This window comes from Comamonas sp. MYb396, assembly GCF_037479555.1.
In the GTDB taxonomy this organism is placed as follows: Bacteria; Pseudomonadota; Gammaproteobacteria; order Burkholderiales; family Burkholderiaceae_C; genus Comamonas.
The window spans coordinates 117,344-131,991 of sequence record NZ_JBBGYU010000004.1 but is presented as its reverse complement, the minus strand read 5'-3'; the positions used below and the strand labels follow the sequence as shown (position 1 = coordinate 131,991).

Sequence of the window (14,648 nt, the reverse complement as noted above, 5' to 3'; positions counted from 1 at the left end):
GCTTAATAAGCAATTAACTATAAAACTCACAAAATACAACGCCAATGTTGAAAAACCGTTAACAAAAAGGGGCTTGAACAAAATCCACCGCTTAATGGCTATTATTTCCCAATGTAAGCAATGGTATCCAAGTCGCTGTGCGATGGCATGGTTGGCACGTCTGTCTCAGCACCGCGTGTCCTTGTGTATAAATTTGAGATTGGAGATGAGGCCATGCGTATTCCTGATTGGTTCGCAAGCGTGCAGCGATGCACATCTGAGCGGGTGTCAAAAGACGGGGCTGCAGGGGCCAAACAGGCCATCGCAGCGCTGTGCCTCATGGCAGCCGGGGCGTTACCTGCGGTGGCGCAGGCGGCAATGAACCCGGCTGAACGTGCAGCGCTGATTGATCTGTACAACAGTACTGGAGGCCCCGGCTGGGACTTTCAAGGGACATGGCTGGTCGGTGACCCCTGTGACAATAACTGGTACTCGATCTTATGCACTAGCGATAGAACATCGGTGAGAGGGATCTACCTGGCAGGGAATAATTTGACGGGGACCCTGCCCTCCTTGGATAGCTTTCCCAATCTTGAGCAAGTCTATGTGTCCGGCAATCAATTGACGGGCAGCATTCCTGCATTCGGGCCAAACAGCAAGCTGCGGGGATTTACAGCTGAAAACAACCAGTTGTCCGGCACCATTCCGCCATTAACAGGGTTTCCCGACTTGGAGGTATTCAATGTTGCCGGCAACCAGCTGACGGGCAGCATTCCTGTGCTGACGGGGCAAACGGCATGGAACACCTTCAACGTCGCCAATAACCAGTTGACGGGTCCACTGCCAGAATTAACGGGGCCTGGACTTGCCAGCTTGCGCATTTTCTCGGCTGAATACAACCAGCTGACAGGCGCGATCCCCTCTTTTGCCGATGCGGTTGAGCTGGTAAGTTTCCGTGTGGGCTACAACCGCTTGAGCGGAAGCATTCCTGTTGCACCATCGAACCCGTCATTTGCGACTTACTTCGAGCCAAACAGCGCGGTATGTCCGAATTTTCTCTCTCCGTCTACGGGCTCGGCGAATGACCTGGTCTGGGACAGTGCGACGAGGAGTACGCCCTGGTCGGCCGACTGCACAGCGGCCCCCAGCCCTGCACCAGTCAATGACAGCGCCAGCACTGCGCAGGGCCAGCCAGTCACGATCGACCTGCGAGCCAATGACAGCGCCGCCTCGCCAGCAACTGGCTTGACCGATCCCAGCATCGTGCAGCAGCCAGCCAATGGCACGGTCACCATCAATGGCTCTGGGCTTGCCGTCTACACCCCCCATGCTGGATTTACCGGCACGGATAGCTTCAGCTACGAGGTTTGCCAGGAAGAGCCGATCCGGACCTGTGCCACTGCCCAGGTGACGGTGGTCGTCAATGCGGTGGTATCACCCTCCGGGCCGCGCGCCGCCACACCCGTGCCTGCACTCGGTGGCCTGGGCGCCCTGTTGCTCACAGGCCTGGTGGCCGGCGCAGCGGGGTTTGTCCGCAGAAAGAAGCGGGGCGAGGGAGCCTCTGCAGCGGCCGATCGCAGTCGCTCGTAGCCCCTGTTTGCGCAGCAGGGCCAAGCCGGATGCTGCCCAGCCTCACACCTCGCCATTCCGGCTGACATCCCATTCGCCGGGATGGCAGGCCTGGGCCCAGCGCTGGCAGCGATGCTGCAGTGCAGGAAAGAATTGTTCACCATTCAGTCCATAGAAAATTGTAAAGAAATGAACAATTCTCATATTTTCTGAAATAATTTTTTGCACTTCGATTTCTGACCTACCGCGCCTTCGCCATGTTCCTCAAACCCCTGTTGGCTGGATCCATCGCCCTTGCTGCAGCCAGCGTTTTTGCAGCACCAGCGCAACAGCCAGCCCTTGAGCGGGCGCAGAATTTGGAGCACTCCGGCCAGTTCGAGCTTGCACGCGAGATCTATAGCGAGAGTGCAGCCTCCAGCAATCCGGGCGACAAGCGTGCGGCGCTCTTGGGGCTTGCGCGGGTGGCCAGGGCGCAGAGCCAGCTTTCGCAGGCGCGCGGCATCTACGCACAAATCCTCGCCGAGGATCCCGCGGACCCGGAGGCGAAAAATGGAATGGCCTGGGTGCTGCTGGCGGACTATGACGTTGCGCAGGCCCGGCAAGGTTTTGGGCAAACGCTCGAGGCCCATCCGCACAATGCAGAAGCCCTCGCAGGGCTTGCGCAGTCCGACAACGTGTTCCGCTACCAACTGGATGCCAAAGGCAGCTATCTCCGCAACGATGTCGGCAAGCTCTGGGGTGGCAGCCTGGGCTTTTCCACCACCATCGATGCGAGACAGGTTCTGGATGTGGACCTACGCCGCAACAGCGTCGATGTCGGGCTTCTGGACCAGCCGACAGACAGCCGCTTGCTACCCTCGACCTCGGTCGCCGTCGGCTACCGGTGGCAGGTGCCGTCGTACTACAGCATCCGGCTGAGCGCAGAGCACATTGAGCGCGATGACACTGCAACGCAGCGACGCCTGGGCGTGGAAGGCGAGTACCAGATCACCGAGGGGCTGCTCTTGTCCGGAGGGCTGCGGCAGAGCTTTGGTTCTGGTTGGCGGTCGCAATTGCGCCATCTGGGCTTGGGCATTGGCCTGGGCGCGGGCTGGCAAGCGGTGGTGCGCCTCTACTCGGAGCACAACATCGACCAGGACAGCCACCGCCGCGCCTTGGCGCTGGAGGCGGTACGGCAAGGACCCGGTCACATGCTCTGGGTGCTTGGAACCAGCCATGGGACCTCTCCCAATGCAACGGATGTGTATGGGCGAGCGGTACTCCCCGTTGGTCAGCAAGGTGCCATTCTGGCAACGATTCGGCACCTTTCCCTCAACCGTGAAACGCAGGTGGAGCTAGGGTGGCGCAAATACTGGAATTAGGCGAGGCGCAGTTCACCCCGCCGGCAGCGGCCCAGTTCCGCATCTTGCTGATCGATTGTGATGAACTGCATGCCCGCCAGGTATCGGCATGGCTTGCGGACCGCGCAGACATGCAACTGACTTGCTGCGCGCCGGGCGCAGACTTGCAGCGTGTGCTGTACGCAGACCCCTGGGACTTGATCATTGCCAACCTCGATGAGGTTGCGCTGGCGGCGCTGCCGACCGCTTTGCCGCGCTTGGGTGGCTGGGGCGTGCCTGTTCTTGGCATCGTGCGCCAACTCGGGGTCATGAACATCCGCGCAGCGCTGAGCCAGCAAGTGGACAATGTCCTGCTCAGAACCTACTCCTGCACTGAACTACTCGATCAGATCTACACCCTCGTCCATGAAAAGCGCGAGCAGCGTGCACGCCAGCGCCAGGTCACGCTTGCCGTGGGTGCCCACCCGGACGATGTGGAGATCGGCTGCGGCGGCACGTTGCTGAAAAAACGCGCCATGGGCCATGAGGTTGTCGTGCTGATACTGAGCCGTGGCGCCAAAGGGGGGGATGTCAATCTGCGCCTGGAGGAGGCGCAACAGGCATCGATGCTGCTCAATGCGACGCTGAAGGTGGGGGATCTGCCAGACTCGCAGGTTCCAGAAGGGGCCCAGACGATTGAGCTGATCGAGCGCGTCGTGCGTGAAATCGCACCGACCCATATCTACACCCACTCCTCGCATGACTCGCACCAGGACCACCGCAATGCGCACCTGGCCACCTTGGTAGCGGCCAGGCACACACCGAACCTTTATTGCTACCAATCGCCCTCATCGACGACGGACTTCCGCCCCAACCTGTTCGTGGACATCACGCATCACATGGACAAGAAGGTGCAGATGATCCAGAAGTACCACAGCCAGGTGGCAAAGCACGCTGGGCTCGATTCTGCGTACATTTCTGCAACGGCCCGCTATTGGGGGCGCCATGCTGGCTATGGGCTGGTGGAGCCCCTGGAGATCATTCGGCAGCTCGATCGTTAAGAACGCTGCCAAGATCGACGATCTCGGCATTCCTTAACGGATGGGTCGTTTCATTCTGGCGAAAGCGGCGCATGGCATCGGCACTGGCGGCGAAGCCATGGGTCAGCGCCAATTGGTAGGCACGCAAAAACTGCCCATGGCCGACCACCACGACAAAGCCGGAGCCCCGCGCCATCAAGCGTTGGTGGAATGCGCTGACACGCGCCATGAAATCAGCAAAGGACTCGGCATCCGCTCCGTCGGCGTAGTCGGGGCTGCAGCGGTCCCAGTAGGCGCTGACCCAGGGGCGGCGGGTCTCGACCGTGGAGCCTGCGCAACGCGATGGGCTCAGGTAGCAGAACTCCTCAATGGGCCAGACCTCCGCTGGCGTGCGCGGCCAGTGGCCGAGCAAGGGGGCAGCCGTCTGTCTTGCGCGCAGCAGCGGCGACGTGATCACCAGATCGGGGGCGCTGCTAAAGCGCTCGACCAGGGCTTGGGCCTGGGCATGGCCCAGCGCAGTCAGCGGTGCGTCCGGATGCGCCACCGCCCCTGCATTGACCGTGCTTTGACCGTGGCGCACGATCCACAGCTTCAGGCCTTGTTCAGTGTTTCCCATTCCTTGATTTCCACGAGTTGCTCTACCAGATAACGCACCGCCATGACTTCCTTGAACGGCTGCAGCCCATCGGGCATGGGCTGCCCTTGCATCTCCGCGACCAGCAAGGCGGGCATGTCCACGCCCGCGGCCTGGGTCAGTGGCAGCGTGCCAGGAAAGCGCGGGTTGATCTCCAAAAGCTTGGGCACGCCGTCTGCATCCTCCCGAAACTGCACATTGACCGCAAACCGTACCCCCATGGCCTGGGCCACATCGATCGCGACTTGGGACAATGCCGGCAAGTGCTGCGTGCGTGCCGCCATGGCAATGCCGGAGTCAATTTTCATGCGGAGCCTGGGCACTGCAGCGATGGCCACGCCATCGGCGCGGAGGTACACGTCCACCGAGTACTCATTGCCGGGTAGCCATTCCTGCAGCAGATACGAGCCATCGCGAGGGATGGCGGCCAGATCCTGCGGACCTCTGACGATCTGCGCCCCCCGCCCGCCGGCCCCTCGGCGCGGCTTGATAAACAGCGGAGCAGTGGCCGACTGCAAGAGGCCCGAGGCACCCACAAAAGGCTCAAATTGCGGCACGGCCACAACAGCTTGCGCGGCTTGCAGAAGCGCCAGCTTATCGGCGCACAGCGCCAGCGCCTTGAGCGGCGACAAGGGCACCTGGATCCCCTGGGCCTGGAACTCCTGGCTTTTCATGGCCAGCGGAACCAATTCCGCGTCGACCGTGGCAATCACCAGTTCAATGTGGTGCTGCTGGCACAGCGCCAAAAGACGCTGCGAGAAAAAAGGATCATCGCCGCGAGGCACAATCAGACGTTGCGCAGCGGGTACCAGATAGAGCCCCGTTGCGCACGGATCCATATCCGCCATGAACAGTTGATGATCGCTGTGGAGGCTCTTCCAAACGCTGATGGCCGAAGGTCCACCAGCACCGGTGATCAAGATTTTCATGAGCGAATGGAGCTTGCAAAAAGTACTATCTTATTCTGGTTCAGAGCTGAAGTGCCAACGACATGGAACTGATGAGACCTGGTGTTGAATGGTTGTTGATAGCGTGGGTGTTTGCCGGCACCGTTCCCTTGCTCGTCTCCTTCATTCAGTTTGTGCTGGTAGGCCTGCATGGGCTTGGCAAGCCCTATGCACGCTGCCAAGACACCACCCCCAATGTCGCATTCATCGTGCCTGCATGGAATGAAGGCGCCAGCATTCGCGCCACCATCGAATGCCTGATGCGGCTGGACTATCCGGTGCAGTGCATACGGGTAATGGTGGTCGATGACGCCAGCACCGACGACACCCCTGAGATCTTGCAACAGGCCCAGCGCGAGTTTGCGGGCCGGGTGTTTCATCTGCGGCGGGAAAATGGCGGGCAAGGCAAAGCCCATACCTTGAATTTCGGGCTGGAGACGGTGCTGCAGGAGCCCTGGGCAGAAGCCATCGTCATCATGGATGCCGATGTGCTGTTCCCGCCATTGACGCTGCGGCGCATGGCCCGGCATCTGGCCGATCCCGAAGTAGGTGCTGTGACGGCCTACATCAAGGAAGGCAGCCGGCCGGGCAATCTTCTGACGCGGTTCATCGCGTTTGAATACATTGCCGCACAGGCGGCTGCCAGGCGCTCGCAGAATGTGACCGGCGCGCTGCTGTGCATGGCCGGGGGCGCTCAGCTGCACACGCGGCAGAACCTCCTGGACATGGGTGGCCGCATCGATACCTCCTCGCTCGCCGAGGACACGGACACCACCCTCAGAACGCAGTTGAACGGGCGCAAGGCCGTGTTCGATGGCAACGCCGTCGTCTGGGCCGAAGAGCCGGGAAGCCTGGAGTCCCTGTGGAAGCAACGCTTGCGCTGGGCCCGGGGCAACCTTCAACTGACCCGAACCTACCGCAAGCTGTGGTTTCGCCCTTCCGTGCATCCGCGCCTGGGTGGGCCATGGTTTGGCATAGTCTGGATGTCAACGGTGGCCGTGCCTTTGCTGGCGATCCTGTCGTCACTGGGTTTGTGGGCTCTGCATTTTGTCAATCCGGGCCTGGCGGGCAGCACGCTCAGGCACTTCTGGATGGTCAGCGCGTTGATCTACTTCTTTATTACGCTTTTCGCCATGCTGATCGACCCACCCACGGGGCGACGGACTTGGCTGCAGGGTTTGACCTATCCGGGACTCATCAGCCTGTTTTTCATGTGGGCGTCCATCGTTGAGTTCAGCCGCCACAGCACCGGGCCCTATACGGCTAGCCTGATGTTCCTTGCCTATAGCTGGAGCAGCCTCAGCATGGTGGCGATATGGGCACTCTATGTCGCAGAAAAGCGTGGATTGCTGCCCCATTGGCTGCGCAACCTGCTGGTCATGACCATCGGATACGGCGCACTCAACGGTGCCGTCGCCTTCGCTGCCATCCTGGCAGAAGCCAAGGGAGCGGATCGCCGTTGGGACAAGACCATCAAAACTGGAAAAGGCCGGATTCTCGAATGACCGATCCATCGTCTCGCTTCTCCAAGCTGCAAACCGAGGACACGCGCCAGGAGCGCCGGCTGGTATGGGCCGAGCTACTGGTCATCGTGGTGACGCTGTGCGCTGCGCTCGCGCTGGTACTGGCTATCCGCCAGTGACTCCTTGCTCTGCCTGTGCCAATGCCATCCTGGCCCCTAGAGGCGCTGGTGTGCGCTGTGATGGCTGCCTTCGCCTGCGCCAGGCGCAGCGCTCAGGCCCTTGGTGCATCGGCACAGGTCGGGCGCTTTCTTGCTGGTGGATCGCGTCCATCGGCGCTGCCACCAGGCAAGCTGCCGCGCCACTCCAGCAGCCGCAGGCGAGCTTTTTGCTAGGCCCTGCCAGGCGGATACATCGCCACCCGCCACCCAAGCCCAGGCGTTTTGTATAGTTTTGTACACTGCCTCTCGCAGCGCTACATTCGGTCAGAAAACCCCTTTGCCAAAGCGCCGCTGGCTTGAACAATCGCTCCGTCAGTTTGACAAAACAACAGCTCCACAAGGATTTGACCATGAGCGCAGCACAAGACAAGGTTCTCTACACCGGCCGCACAACCACCACCGGCGGCCGCTCCGGCGCATCGCGCAGCGATGACGGACATCTGGATATTCGCCTGACCCAGTTTGGCACGGCAGGCACGGGTACCAACCCCGAGCAGCTGTTTGCGGCAGGCTGGTCGGCCTGCTTTATGGGGGCGATGGCCCGGGCGGCGCAGCCGCTGGGCGTCAAGCTGCCAGCAGACCTGGCGGTCGATGCCGAGGTGGACCTGGTGCAAAACGCCGAGGGCTTTGCACTGGCCGCGCGCCTGAACGTCAAGGTGCCCGGCGTGGCGCATGACCAGGCACTGGCCGTGGTGCAGGCGGCGCACCAACTCTGCCCATATTCCAAGGCAACACGCGGCAATATCCAGGTTGATCTTTCCGTGGCCTGATCGCCCCTTGGCTCCCCACCCGGCTTGACCCCCATGCGCAGCATTCTTCAACGGCTTGTCCCTTCCACCCTGCTGGCGCGCGTCGCCTTGCTGGTGGTGCTGGGCATGGGTGTCGCCCAGCTGCTTACCTATATGGCCATTCGCCATGAGCGTGAGCAAGCGCTGATGCGGCTGATGGTCAGCGGGGTCGAGCGCGATATCGCCAGCTCGGTCGCGCTGATCGACCGGCTGCCGGCCGGCGAGCGCCAGGACTGGTTCCCCAAGCTGGAGCGGCCCAACTACAGCTTTTCTCTGGAAGGTGCGGTCAGCAACGCTGCGCCCACCGACCCGGCGCTGGCCCGCTTTGCGCAGGTGGTGGCCGATGCCTTGCAGCCCTTTCCGGTGCTGGCGATGGGGCAGCTCGGCGACCGGCCCGATGCCGTGCGCATGCAGCTGCGGCTGAGCGATGGCTCGCCGCTCTACATCGTCGCGCGCCGCGTGCCTATGCCCGTGTCGGGCTGGGTCACCTGGCTGCTCGTGGGCCAGCTGCTGGTGCTGGCGGGCCTGGCCTGGCTGGCGGTACGCCTGGTCACTCGCCCTTTGGAGAGGCTCGCAACGGCGGCCGACCAGCTGGGCCCGGACCTGCAGCCCGTCGTTGTCGCCGAAGCGGGCCCGGCCGAGGTGGTGCGCGCAGCGCGTGCCTTTAACGCCATGCAGCAGCGCATTGCCGGCTACCTGAACGAGCGCATGCAGATCCTCGCTGCCATCTCGCACGATCTGCAGACCCCCATCACGCGCATGCGCCTGCGGGTGGACCTGATGGACGACATGCCCGATGCCGACAAGTTTCGCCAGGACCTCGAGGCCATGCGCAGCCTGGTGCACGAAGGCGTCAACTACGCCAAGACCCTGCAAGGCTCCGACGAGAAAGTGCGGCGCCTGGACCTGGATGCGCTGCTGCGCAGCATCGTCAACGACTATGCCGACACCGGCAGCCCGGTCACGCTCGATGGCGCTGCGGGCCAGCCCATCCACACCCGCCCCCATGCGCTGCGCCGCATTCTGGGCAACCTGATCGACAACGCCTTGAAATACGGCCAGCGCGCCGATGTGCATCTGCACCTGCAAGCGGGCCATCTGTGCATCGATGTCTGCGATGCCGGGCCCGGCATCCCCGAGGAGCAGCTTGCAGCCGTGCTGCAGCCTTTTTACCGGGTCGAGGCCTCACGCAACCGCGACACCGGCGGCTCGGGCCTGGGTCTGGCCATTGCCCACCAGCTGGCACTGTCGCTGGGCGGCACGCTGCGCCTGCACAACCGCCCCGAAGGCGGCCTTCGCGCCAGCCTGCAGCTGCCGGCTACCAGCTGAAACCCTCTGAAACCCACCGACATCCACTGACACCACCACCCCCTTCTGCCATGACAAGCACCTCCCCTGCCAGCGACCACGTTCTTTTGGTGGATGACGACCGGGATATCCGCGACCTGGTCAGCGCCTACCTGCAAAAAAATGGCCTGCGCGTGACCACCGCACCGACGGGCCGGCATATGCGGCAGCTGCTGGAGACGGCCGGCCCGTTTGACCTCATCATTCTGGATCTGATGCTGCCCGGCGAAGACGGGCTCACCCTGTGCCGCGACCTGCGCGCCGCCAAGTTCAAGACCACGCCCATCATCATGCTGACCGCACGCGGCGACGAGACCGACCGGGTGCTGGGCCTGGAGATGGGCGCCGATGACTATATGCCCAAGCCCTTTGCCGCGCGGGAGCTGCTCGCGCGCATCAAGTCCGTGCTGCGGCGCACCCGCATGCTGCCGCCCAATATGCGCAGCAGCGAGGAGGCGCGCTTTCTGGCCTTTGGCGACTGGCGGCTCGACACCGCCGAGCGCGTGCTGCTGGACCGGGAAGGTGTGATGGTGTCGCTGAGCGGCGCCGAATACCGGCTACTGCGCGTGCTGGTGGACCACCCGCAAAAGGTGCTCAGCCGCGACCAGATCCTGTCCATCACCCAGGGGCGCGAGGCCGAGCTGTTTGAGCGCTCCATCGACCTGATGATCAGCCGCCTGCGCAAATGCCTGAACGACGATGCCCGCGAGCCGCGCTATATCAAGACCGTCCGCAGCGAGGGCTATGTGTTTGCCAGCCAGGTGGAGGCCCAGGATGTTTAGGGTTCGCAGATGGCTGTATGCCTGCATGTTCTTGCTGGGCTGTGCGGCTGCTGAAATAGCCTCACCCGCAGGCCGCCCCTGCCCCTTGGCCAGCAGCAGCACCCCACTGCGCAAGCGCGGGCCCCGCGCTTAAAACGCCCGAGCAACCCCCGCCACCCCCAACACCGCCACCTTTGAGGTGGCGGTGGCGTTTTCGGGGCTCGCAATCATCGCTTTGTATCGCTGTGTACCAGCCCGGCCCAGGCGCTACACGGCCATGCATTTGGGGGGTGCGCATGACACATGCCACATACATGACGGCGGTCTACTAGCTAACAGCCAAGACACACAAGTTTCGGCACCCAGCACCCCAACCACCTTCATCATGCAAAGGCCCTCCATGAACCCGATCACCACCTCCTCCCGCCGCAGCTTCTTGGGCCATGCCGCCCTGGGCCTGGTCCTGGCGCCCATGGGCAGCTTGCTGGCCAGCAGCGCGCATGCAGCCAGCCCCAGCGGCGCCACGGGTTTTGGCCCGCTCAAGCAGATCGATGCCGGCGACCTGCGGGTGGAATACGCCGAAGCGGGCCCCGCCAACGGCCCCGTGGCGATCCTGCTGCATGGCTGGCCTTATGACATCCATGCCTTTGTCGATGTGGCACCGCGCCTGGCGGCTGCGGGCTACCGCGTCATCGTGCCCTACTTGCGCGGCTACGGCGGCACGCGTTTTCTGTCGGCCAGCACCGTACGCAATGGCCAGCAGGGCGCAGTTGCGCAGGACATCATTGCGCTGATGGATGCGCTGGGCGTGCGCCAGGCGGTCGTGGGCGCCTTTGACTGGGGTGCGCGCACCGCCTGCATCATGGCGGCGATCTGGCCCGAGCGGGTCAGTGGTCTGGTGTCGGTGAGCGGCTACCTGATCGGCAACCCCCAGGCCAATGCCAAGCCCCAGGCGCCTGCTGCCGAATACGCCTGGTGGTACCAGTCCTACCTCGCCACCGACCGGGGCCGCGACGGCTATGCCGCCAACCCCGCCGCCTTCAACCGCTTTATCTGGCAGCAGGCCTCGCCCCAATGGCAGTTTGACGATGCCACCTACCAGCGCAGCGCCCAGGCCTTTGACAACCCCGACCATGTCGCCATCGTGGTGCACAACTACCGCTGGCGCATTGCCCTGGCACCGGGCGAATCGCGCTTTGATGCGCTGGAGGCCCGGCTGGCCAGTGCGCCCCGCATCGCCGTGCCCAGCATCACGATGGAGGGCGATGCCAATGGCGCGCCACACCCCGCGCCTGCTGCCTATGCCGCCAAGTTCAGCGGCCCCTACCAGCACCGCAACCTGGAGGGCGGCATTGGCCACAACCTGCCCCAAGAGGCGCCGGCGGCCTTTGCCCAGGCCGTGATCGACGTCACCCGCTTGTAAGCCCGTCCTTAACCAGCCACCAATGGAGCTGCCATGGCCTTGTACCTTGTTGCCTTTGCCGCCGGGGTGCTCAGCGTGCTGAGCCCCTGCATCCTGCCCGTTCTGCCCTTTGTCTTTGCACGCCAGGGCCAACCCAGCCGCCACGGCAGCCTGCCGCTCTTGATCGGCATGGCGCTGGCCTTTGCCGCCGCCGCATCGCTGGCCGCTGCCGCTGGCGCCTGGGCAGTGCAATTGAGCCAATTTGGCCGGGGCCTGGCGCTGCTGGCGCTGGGCGTGTTTGCCGCCTCCCTGCTGTTCCCCGGCCTGGCCGCCTGGTGGAGCCGGCCGCTGGTGCAGATGGGTGTAAAGCTGGCCGCCCAGCAAACCCAGAACCGCTGGCTGCATTCCGCGCTGCTGGGCCTGGCCACGGGCCTCATCTGGTCGCCCTGCGCCGGCCCGGTGCTGGGCCTGCTGCTGTCGGGTGCTGCGCTGGCGGGGCCGGGCACCGCCACCAGCCTGCTGCTGCTGAGCTATGCGGCCGGTGCCGGCCTGGCCCTGTGGGCGGCCCTGCGCATCAGCGCCGGCACGATGGCACGCCTGCGGGCCCATTGGCTGCCGGGCGAGCGCAGCCGGCGCGCCGCAGGCGCCGCGATGCTGGCGGCGGTGCTGGCCGTTGCCACCGGGCTGGACAGCCGCCTGCTCGCACAATCAGGCGCATTGAACGGCTTGGGCAGCAACGGGCTGGAAAGCAGCCTGCTGCAAGCGGCCATGCCTTCGGCCCAAGCGGCCGAGCGGGCGGGCAGTACCGCAGCACAGCTGGGTGATGGCGCCCCCTACACCAGCCCGCTGCCGGTGGAATCGACCCGCCCCAGCCTGGACGGCGGCACGCAATGGCTGAACGCCGAGCCGCAGTCCATCCCCGCGCTGCGCGGCAAGGTGGTGCTGGTCAATTTCTGGACCTACTCCTGCGTCAACTGCCTGCGCACGCTGCCGTATGTCAAGGCCTGGGCGCAAAAGTATGCCGATAGCGGCCTGGTCGTGGTGGGGGTGCATGCGCCCGAGTTCGCTTTCGAGAAGGACCGCCGCAATGTCGAGAAGGCCTTGCAGCAGCTCAAGATCAGCTACCCCGTCGTGCAGGACAACGGGTTCCGCATCTGGCGCGCCTTCAACAACCAGTACTGGCCGGCCCTCTACCTGGTCGACGCGCAAGGGCGGGTGCGCCACCACCAGTTTGGCGAAGGCGGCTATGCGGCTACCGAGCGTGCGCTCAACGAGCTGCTGCGCGAAGCCCAGGCGCCATCGGCTGCAACGGCACCTGCGCCTACTGCAAACACGGTCCCTGACACCCAAGGCCTGGGCATGGCCGCCGACACCGCCAGCCTGCGCAGCCCGGAGCTCTACCTGGGCTATGACAAAGGCGGCAGCCTGCGCCTGGCAGGCCGCCCCGTCCCCGACAAGGCAGCGGACTACCAGCCCGCGTCGCTGCGCCTCAACACCTGGACCTTGCAGGGCAACTGGACCTTGAAGCCCGAGTGGGTACAAGCCAATAACGCCGGCGGCCGCCTGGCGCTGCGCTTTGAGGCCCGCGATGCCAACCTGGTGCTGGGCGCTGCCGGTGCTGGCCCGCTGCGCTTTCGCCTCAGCATCGACGGCCAGCCCCCAGGCATCCACCACGGCAGCGATGTCGATGCCCAGGGCTACGGCCAGGTCGATGCCACGCGGCTCTACCAACTGGTGCGCCAGCAGGGCCCGGTGAAGCAACGCACGCTGGAGATCGAGTTTCTGGATGCAGGTGCGCAGGGCTATGCGTTTACGTTTGGCTAGTTCTGGTCCTCGTGCCAGTGCTGGTGCTGGTGGGTTGGCATGGCGCGCCTGCTAGGATGCCTGCTGCCCCCTCGCGGGCAATCCACACCAGCAACACCTACAGGCACGCGCGCATGGACCCCACCCTGACACAGCAGCTTTCACAACAGGAGGCCCTGCTCCAGCACCCGGAGATCCGCAACCAGCCCGGGCGCGTGTCGCAGCTGCTGCACCCGGCGTTTGAAGAGACAGGCCGCTCCGGCCAGCGCTATACCCGAGAGCGGGTGCTGGAGGCGCTGCGCAACGAATTGGACGCCGCCGAGATCGTGGCAGACAGCTATGCGGCGTCCGAGCTGGCACCCGGCGTGGCGCTGCTCACTTACCGCAGCGCGCAGCGCGATGCGCAGGGCCTGCGCAGCAAGCACACGCTGCGCTCGTCGATCTGGTTGCTGACAGATGGCCATTGGCAGCTGCGCTACCACCAGGGCACACCAGCCCAGGATATTTGGTAGTGGATGGTTGGTTGCGCAGGCAGGGACGCACGACAGACAGCGCCCGGGGGCGATTCGCCGTACCATGGCACAGCGCCAGGGCCCGCTCACCAACATAGTCGCCAGTACCCGGCGCGTGACTCCCGCCCCATCCCCCTTTGCCACGCCGCCACCAGGAGCCTCCATGCCGATCGAACTGTGGTTTGCCTTTGTCGCAGCATCTGCCGTGCTGCTCATCATTCCGGGACCGACGATTCTCACGGTCATCAGCTATTCGATGGCCCAGGGGCGCCGCGCCAATGTACCGCTTGTCGCAGCAGTGGCGCTGGGCGATTCGACGGCGCTGGTGGTGTCGCTGTTGGGGCTGGGGGCGCTCTTGGCGGCGTCGGCCTGGTGGTTCACCGTCGTCAAATGGGCAGGCGGGCTCTACCTGCTCTACCTGGGCATCAAGCTCTTGCGCGCGGGCATCTCGCCGTCCGAGCTGGCTGCCGCGCCTGCCTCCAGCTCCCGCTGGAAGCTGTTTGCCAATACCTACCTGGTCACGGCGCTCAACCCCAAAGGCATTGTGTTCTTCGTGGCATTTTTGCCGCAGTTCATCAGCGCCGAGGCACCGCTTGCGCGCCAGCTCTGGATTCTGGCCCTGACCTTTGTCGTGATGGCCACCCTCAACGCCACGCTCTATGCCGCCTTTGCATCGTCTGCCAGAAAGCTGCTGTCCTCACCCAGGTCGCTGCGCTGGTTCAACATGGCGGGAGGTGGCCTGCTGTCGGCCGCCGGGGTCTGGGCGCTCTTGGCACGGCGGCCAGGCTAAGGCTCAGAGCCGAGGCTTGCGGCCGGTAGGCCGCCCGCTTGCGCTGCCCCGTTGCACCGCCCGTCCCGTCGCGGCG

At 64.1% G+C, this 14,648-nt stretch carries 15 protein-coding genes; 12 read left to right on the top strand and 3 right to left on the bottom strand.

Going from position 1 to position 14,648, the window contains the following annotated elements; genetic code table 11:
* The first annotated feature begins 213 nt into the window (after positions 1 to 213).
* A complete protein-coding gene (locus WH265_RS10880; protein WP_339558295.1) occupies positions 214 to 1,569 on the top strand; it encodes an Ig-like domain-containing protein in 1,356 nt (451 codons plus the stop codon).
* A gap of 42 nt (positions 1,570 to 1,611) precedes the next feature.
* Here WH265_RS10880 and WH265_RS10875 read toward each other — a convergent pair whose 3' ends face one another.
* Positions 1,612 to 1,776, bottom strand: a complete 165-nt coding sequence (locus WH265_RS10875; protein WP_339537721.1) for a hypothetical protein — start codon at positions 1,774 to 1,776, stop codon at positions 1,612 to 1,614.
* Between the two features lie 29 nt (positions 1,777 to 1,805).
* On the opposite strand from WH265_RS10875, the gene WH265_RS10870 reads away from it, so the two are divergent.
* Positions 1,806 to 2,909 carry a tetratricopeptide repeat protein gene (locus tag WH265_RS10870; RefSeq protein WP_339558294.1) on the top strand — a complete coding sequence of 368 codons (1,104 nt, stop codon included), beginning with the start codon at positions 1,806 to 1,808 and terminating at the stop codon, positions 2,907 to 2,909.
* Positions 2,888 to 3,928: a PIG-L deacetylase family protein gene (locus tag WH265_RS10865; protein WP_339558293.1), complete on the top strand. Its 1,041-nt coding sequence runs from the start codon at positions 2,888 to 2,890 to the stop codon at positions 3,926 to 3,928. The genes WH265_RS10870 and WH265_RS10865 overlap by 22 nt, the downstream gene beginning before the upstream one ends.
* On the opposite strand, the gene WH265_RS10860 is transcribed toward WH265_RS10865, so the two are convergent.
* Positions 3,906 to 4,523, bottom strand: coding sequence for a histidine phosphatase family protein (locus WH265_RS10860; protein WP_339558292.1), 618 nt, complete (start codon positions 4,521 to 4,523; stop codon positions 3,906 to 3,908). The two genes, WH265_RS10865 and WH265_RS10860, sit on opposite strands and share 23 nt — an antisense overlap.
* Positions 4,499 to 5,470 (bottom strand): ATP-grasp domain-containing protein, encoded by a 972-nt coding sequence (locus tag WH265_RS10855; RefSeq protein WP_339558291.1) that lies wholly within the window; start codon positions 5,468 to 5,470, stop codon positions 4,499 to 4,501. Before WH265_RS10855 ends, WH265_RS10860 begins: the two co-directional genes overlap by 25 nt.
* A 62-nt stretch (positions 5,471 to 5,532) precedes the next feature.
* Between WH265_RS10855 and WH265_RS10850 the strand changes: the two genes are divergently transcribed.
* From WH265_RS10850 to WH265_RS10810, 9 genes are all read left to right on the top strand, one after another.
* Positions 5,533 to 6,993 carry a glycosyltransferase gene (locus WH265_RS10850; protein ID WP_339537726.1) on the top strand — a complete coding sequence of 487 codons (1,461 nt, stop codon included), beginning with the start codon at positions 5,533 to 5,535 and terminating at the stop codon, positions 6,991 to 6,993.
* A complete protein-coding gene (locus WH265_RS10845) occupies positions 6,990 to 7,130 on the top strand; it encodes a hypothetical protein (protein ID WP_339537727.1) in 141 nt (46 codons plus the stop codon). Before WH265_RS10850 ends, WH265_RS10845 begins: the two co-directional genes overlap by 4 nt.
* 389 nt (positions 7,131 to 7,519) lie before the next feature.
* Positions 7,520 to 7,939 (top strand): Ohr family peroxiredoxin, encoded by a 420-nt coding sequence (locus WH265_RS10840; protein WP_339558290.1) that lies wholly within the window; start codon positions 7,520 to 7,522, stop codon positions 7,937 to 7,939.
* 33 nt (positions 7,940 to 7,972) lie between these two features.
* Positions 7,973 to 9,286: an ATP-binding protein gene (locus WH265_RS10835; protein ID WP_339558289.1), complete on the top strand. Its 1,314-nt coding sequence runs from the start codon at positions 7,973 to 7,975 to the stop codon at positions 9,284 to 9,286.
* A 50-nt stretch (positions 9,287 to 9,336) separates the two neighbouring features.
* A complete protein-coding gene (locus WH265_RS10830; RefSeq protein ID WP_339558288.1) occupies positions 9,337 to 10,086 on the top strand; it encodes a response regulator in 750 nt (249 codons plus the stop codon).
* Between the two features lie 379 nt (positions 10,087 to 10,465).
* The gene (locus tag WH265_RS10825; protein ID WP_339558287.1) at positions 10,466 to 11,488 is read left to right on the top strand and encodes an alpha/beta fold hydrolase; all 1,023 of its coding nucleotides are present in this window, start codon (positions 10,466 to 10,468) and stop codon (positions 11,486 to 11,488) included.
* A gap of 33 nt (positions 11,489 to 11,521) precedes the next feature.
* Positions 11,522 to 13,291 carry a cytochrome c biogenesis protein DipZ gene (locus WH265_RS10820; RefSeq protein WP_339558286.1) on the top strand — a complete coding sequence of 590 codons (1,770 nt, stop codon included), beginning with the start codon at positions 11,522 to 11,524 and terminating at the stop codon, positions 13,289 to 13,291.
* A 113-nt stretch (positions 13,292 to 13,404) separates the two neighbouring features.
* On the top strand, positions 13,405 to 13,782 hold the full coding sequence (locus WH265_RS10815; RefSeq protein ID WP_339558285.1) for a nuclear transport factor 2 family protein: 378 nt from the start codon (positions 13,405 to 13,407) through the stop codon (positions 13,780 to 13,782).
* A gap of 163 nt (positions 13,783 to 13,945) precedes the next feature.
* Positions 13,946 to 14,572 carry a LysE family translocator gene (locus WH265_RS10810; protein WP_339558284.1) on the top strand — a complete coding sequence of 209 codons (627 nt, stop codon included), beginning with the start codon at positions 13,946 to 13,948 and terminating at the stop codon, positions 14,570 to 14,572.
* The last annotated feature ends 76 nt before the right edge of the window (positions 14,573 to 14,648 follow it).

What these genes read in the sequence shown, in the direction of transcription:
- WH265_RS10810 (WP_339558284.1), top strand. Translation starts at nt 13,946, where the DNA reads ATGCCGATCGAACTGTGGTTTGCCTTTGTCGCAGCATCTGCCGTGCTG.
- WH265_RS10845 (WP_339537727.1), top strand. Translation starts at nt 6,990, where the DNA reads ATGACCGATCCATCGTCTCGCTTCTCCAAGCTGCAAACCGAGGACACG.
- WH265_RS10820 (WP_339558286.1), top strand. Translation starts at nt 11,522, where the DNA reads ATGGCCTTGTACCTTGTTGCCTTTGCCGCCGGGGTGCTCAGCGTGCTG.
- WH265_RS10825 (WP_339558287.1), top strand. Translation starts at nt 10,466, where the DNA reads ATGAACCCGATCACCACCTCCTCCCGCCGCAGCTTCTTGGGCCATGCC.
- WH265_RS10855 (WP_339558291.1), bottom strand. Translation starts at nt 5,470, where the DNA reads ATGAAAATCTTGATCACCGGTGCTGGTGGACCTTCGGCCATCAGCGTT.
- WH265_RS10840 (WP_339558290.1), top strand. Translation starts at nt 7,520, where the DNA reads ATGAGCGCAGCACAAGACAAGGTTCTCTACACCGGCCGCACAACCACC.
- WH265_RS10870 (WP_339558294.1), top strand. Translation starts at nt 1,806, where the DNA reads ATGTTCCTCAAACCCCTGTTGGCTGGATCCATCGCCCTTGCTGCAGCC.
- WH265_RS10815 (WP_339558285.1), top strand. Translation starts at nt 13,405, where the DNA reads ATGGACCCCACCCTGACACAGCAGCTTTCACAACAGGAGGCCCTGCTC.
- WH265_RS10860 (WP_339558292.1), bottom strand. Translation starts at nt 4,523, where the DNA reads ATGGGAAACACTGAACAAGGCCTGAAGCTGTGGATCGTGCGCCACGGT.
- WH265_RS10880 (WP_339558295.1), top strand. Translation starts at nt 214, where the DNA reads ATGCGTATTCCTGATTGGTTCGCAAGCGTGCAGCGATGCACATCTGAG.
- WH265_RS10835 (WP_339558289.1), top strand. Translation starts at nt 7,973, where the DNA reads ATGCGCAGCATTCTTCAACGGCTTGTCCCTTCCACCCTGCTGGCGCGC.
- WH265_RS10850 (WP_339537726.1), top strand. Translation starts at nt 5,533, where the DNA reads ATGGAACTGATGAGACCTGGTGTTGAATGGTTGTTGATAGCGTGGGTG.
- WH265_RS10830 (WP_339558288.1), top strand. Translation starts at nt 9,337, where the DNA reads ATGACAAGCACCTCCCCTGCCAGCGACCACGTTCTTTTGGTGGATGAC.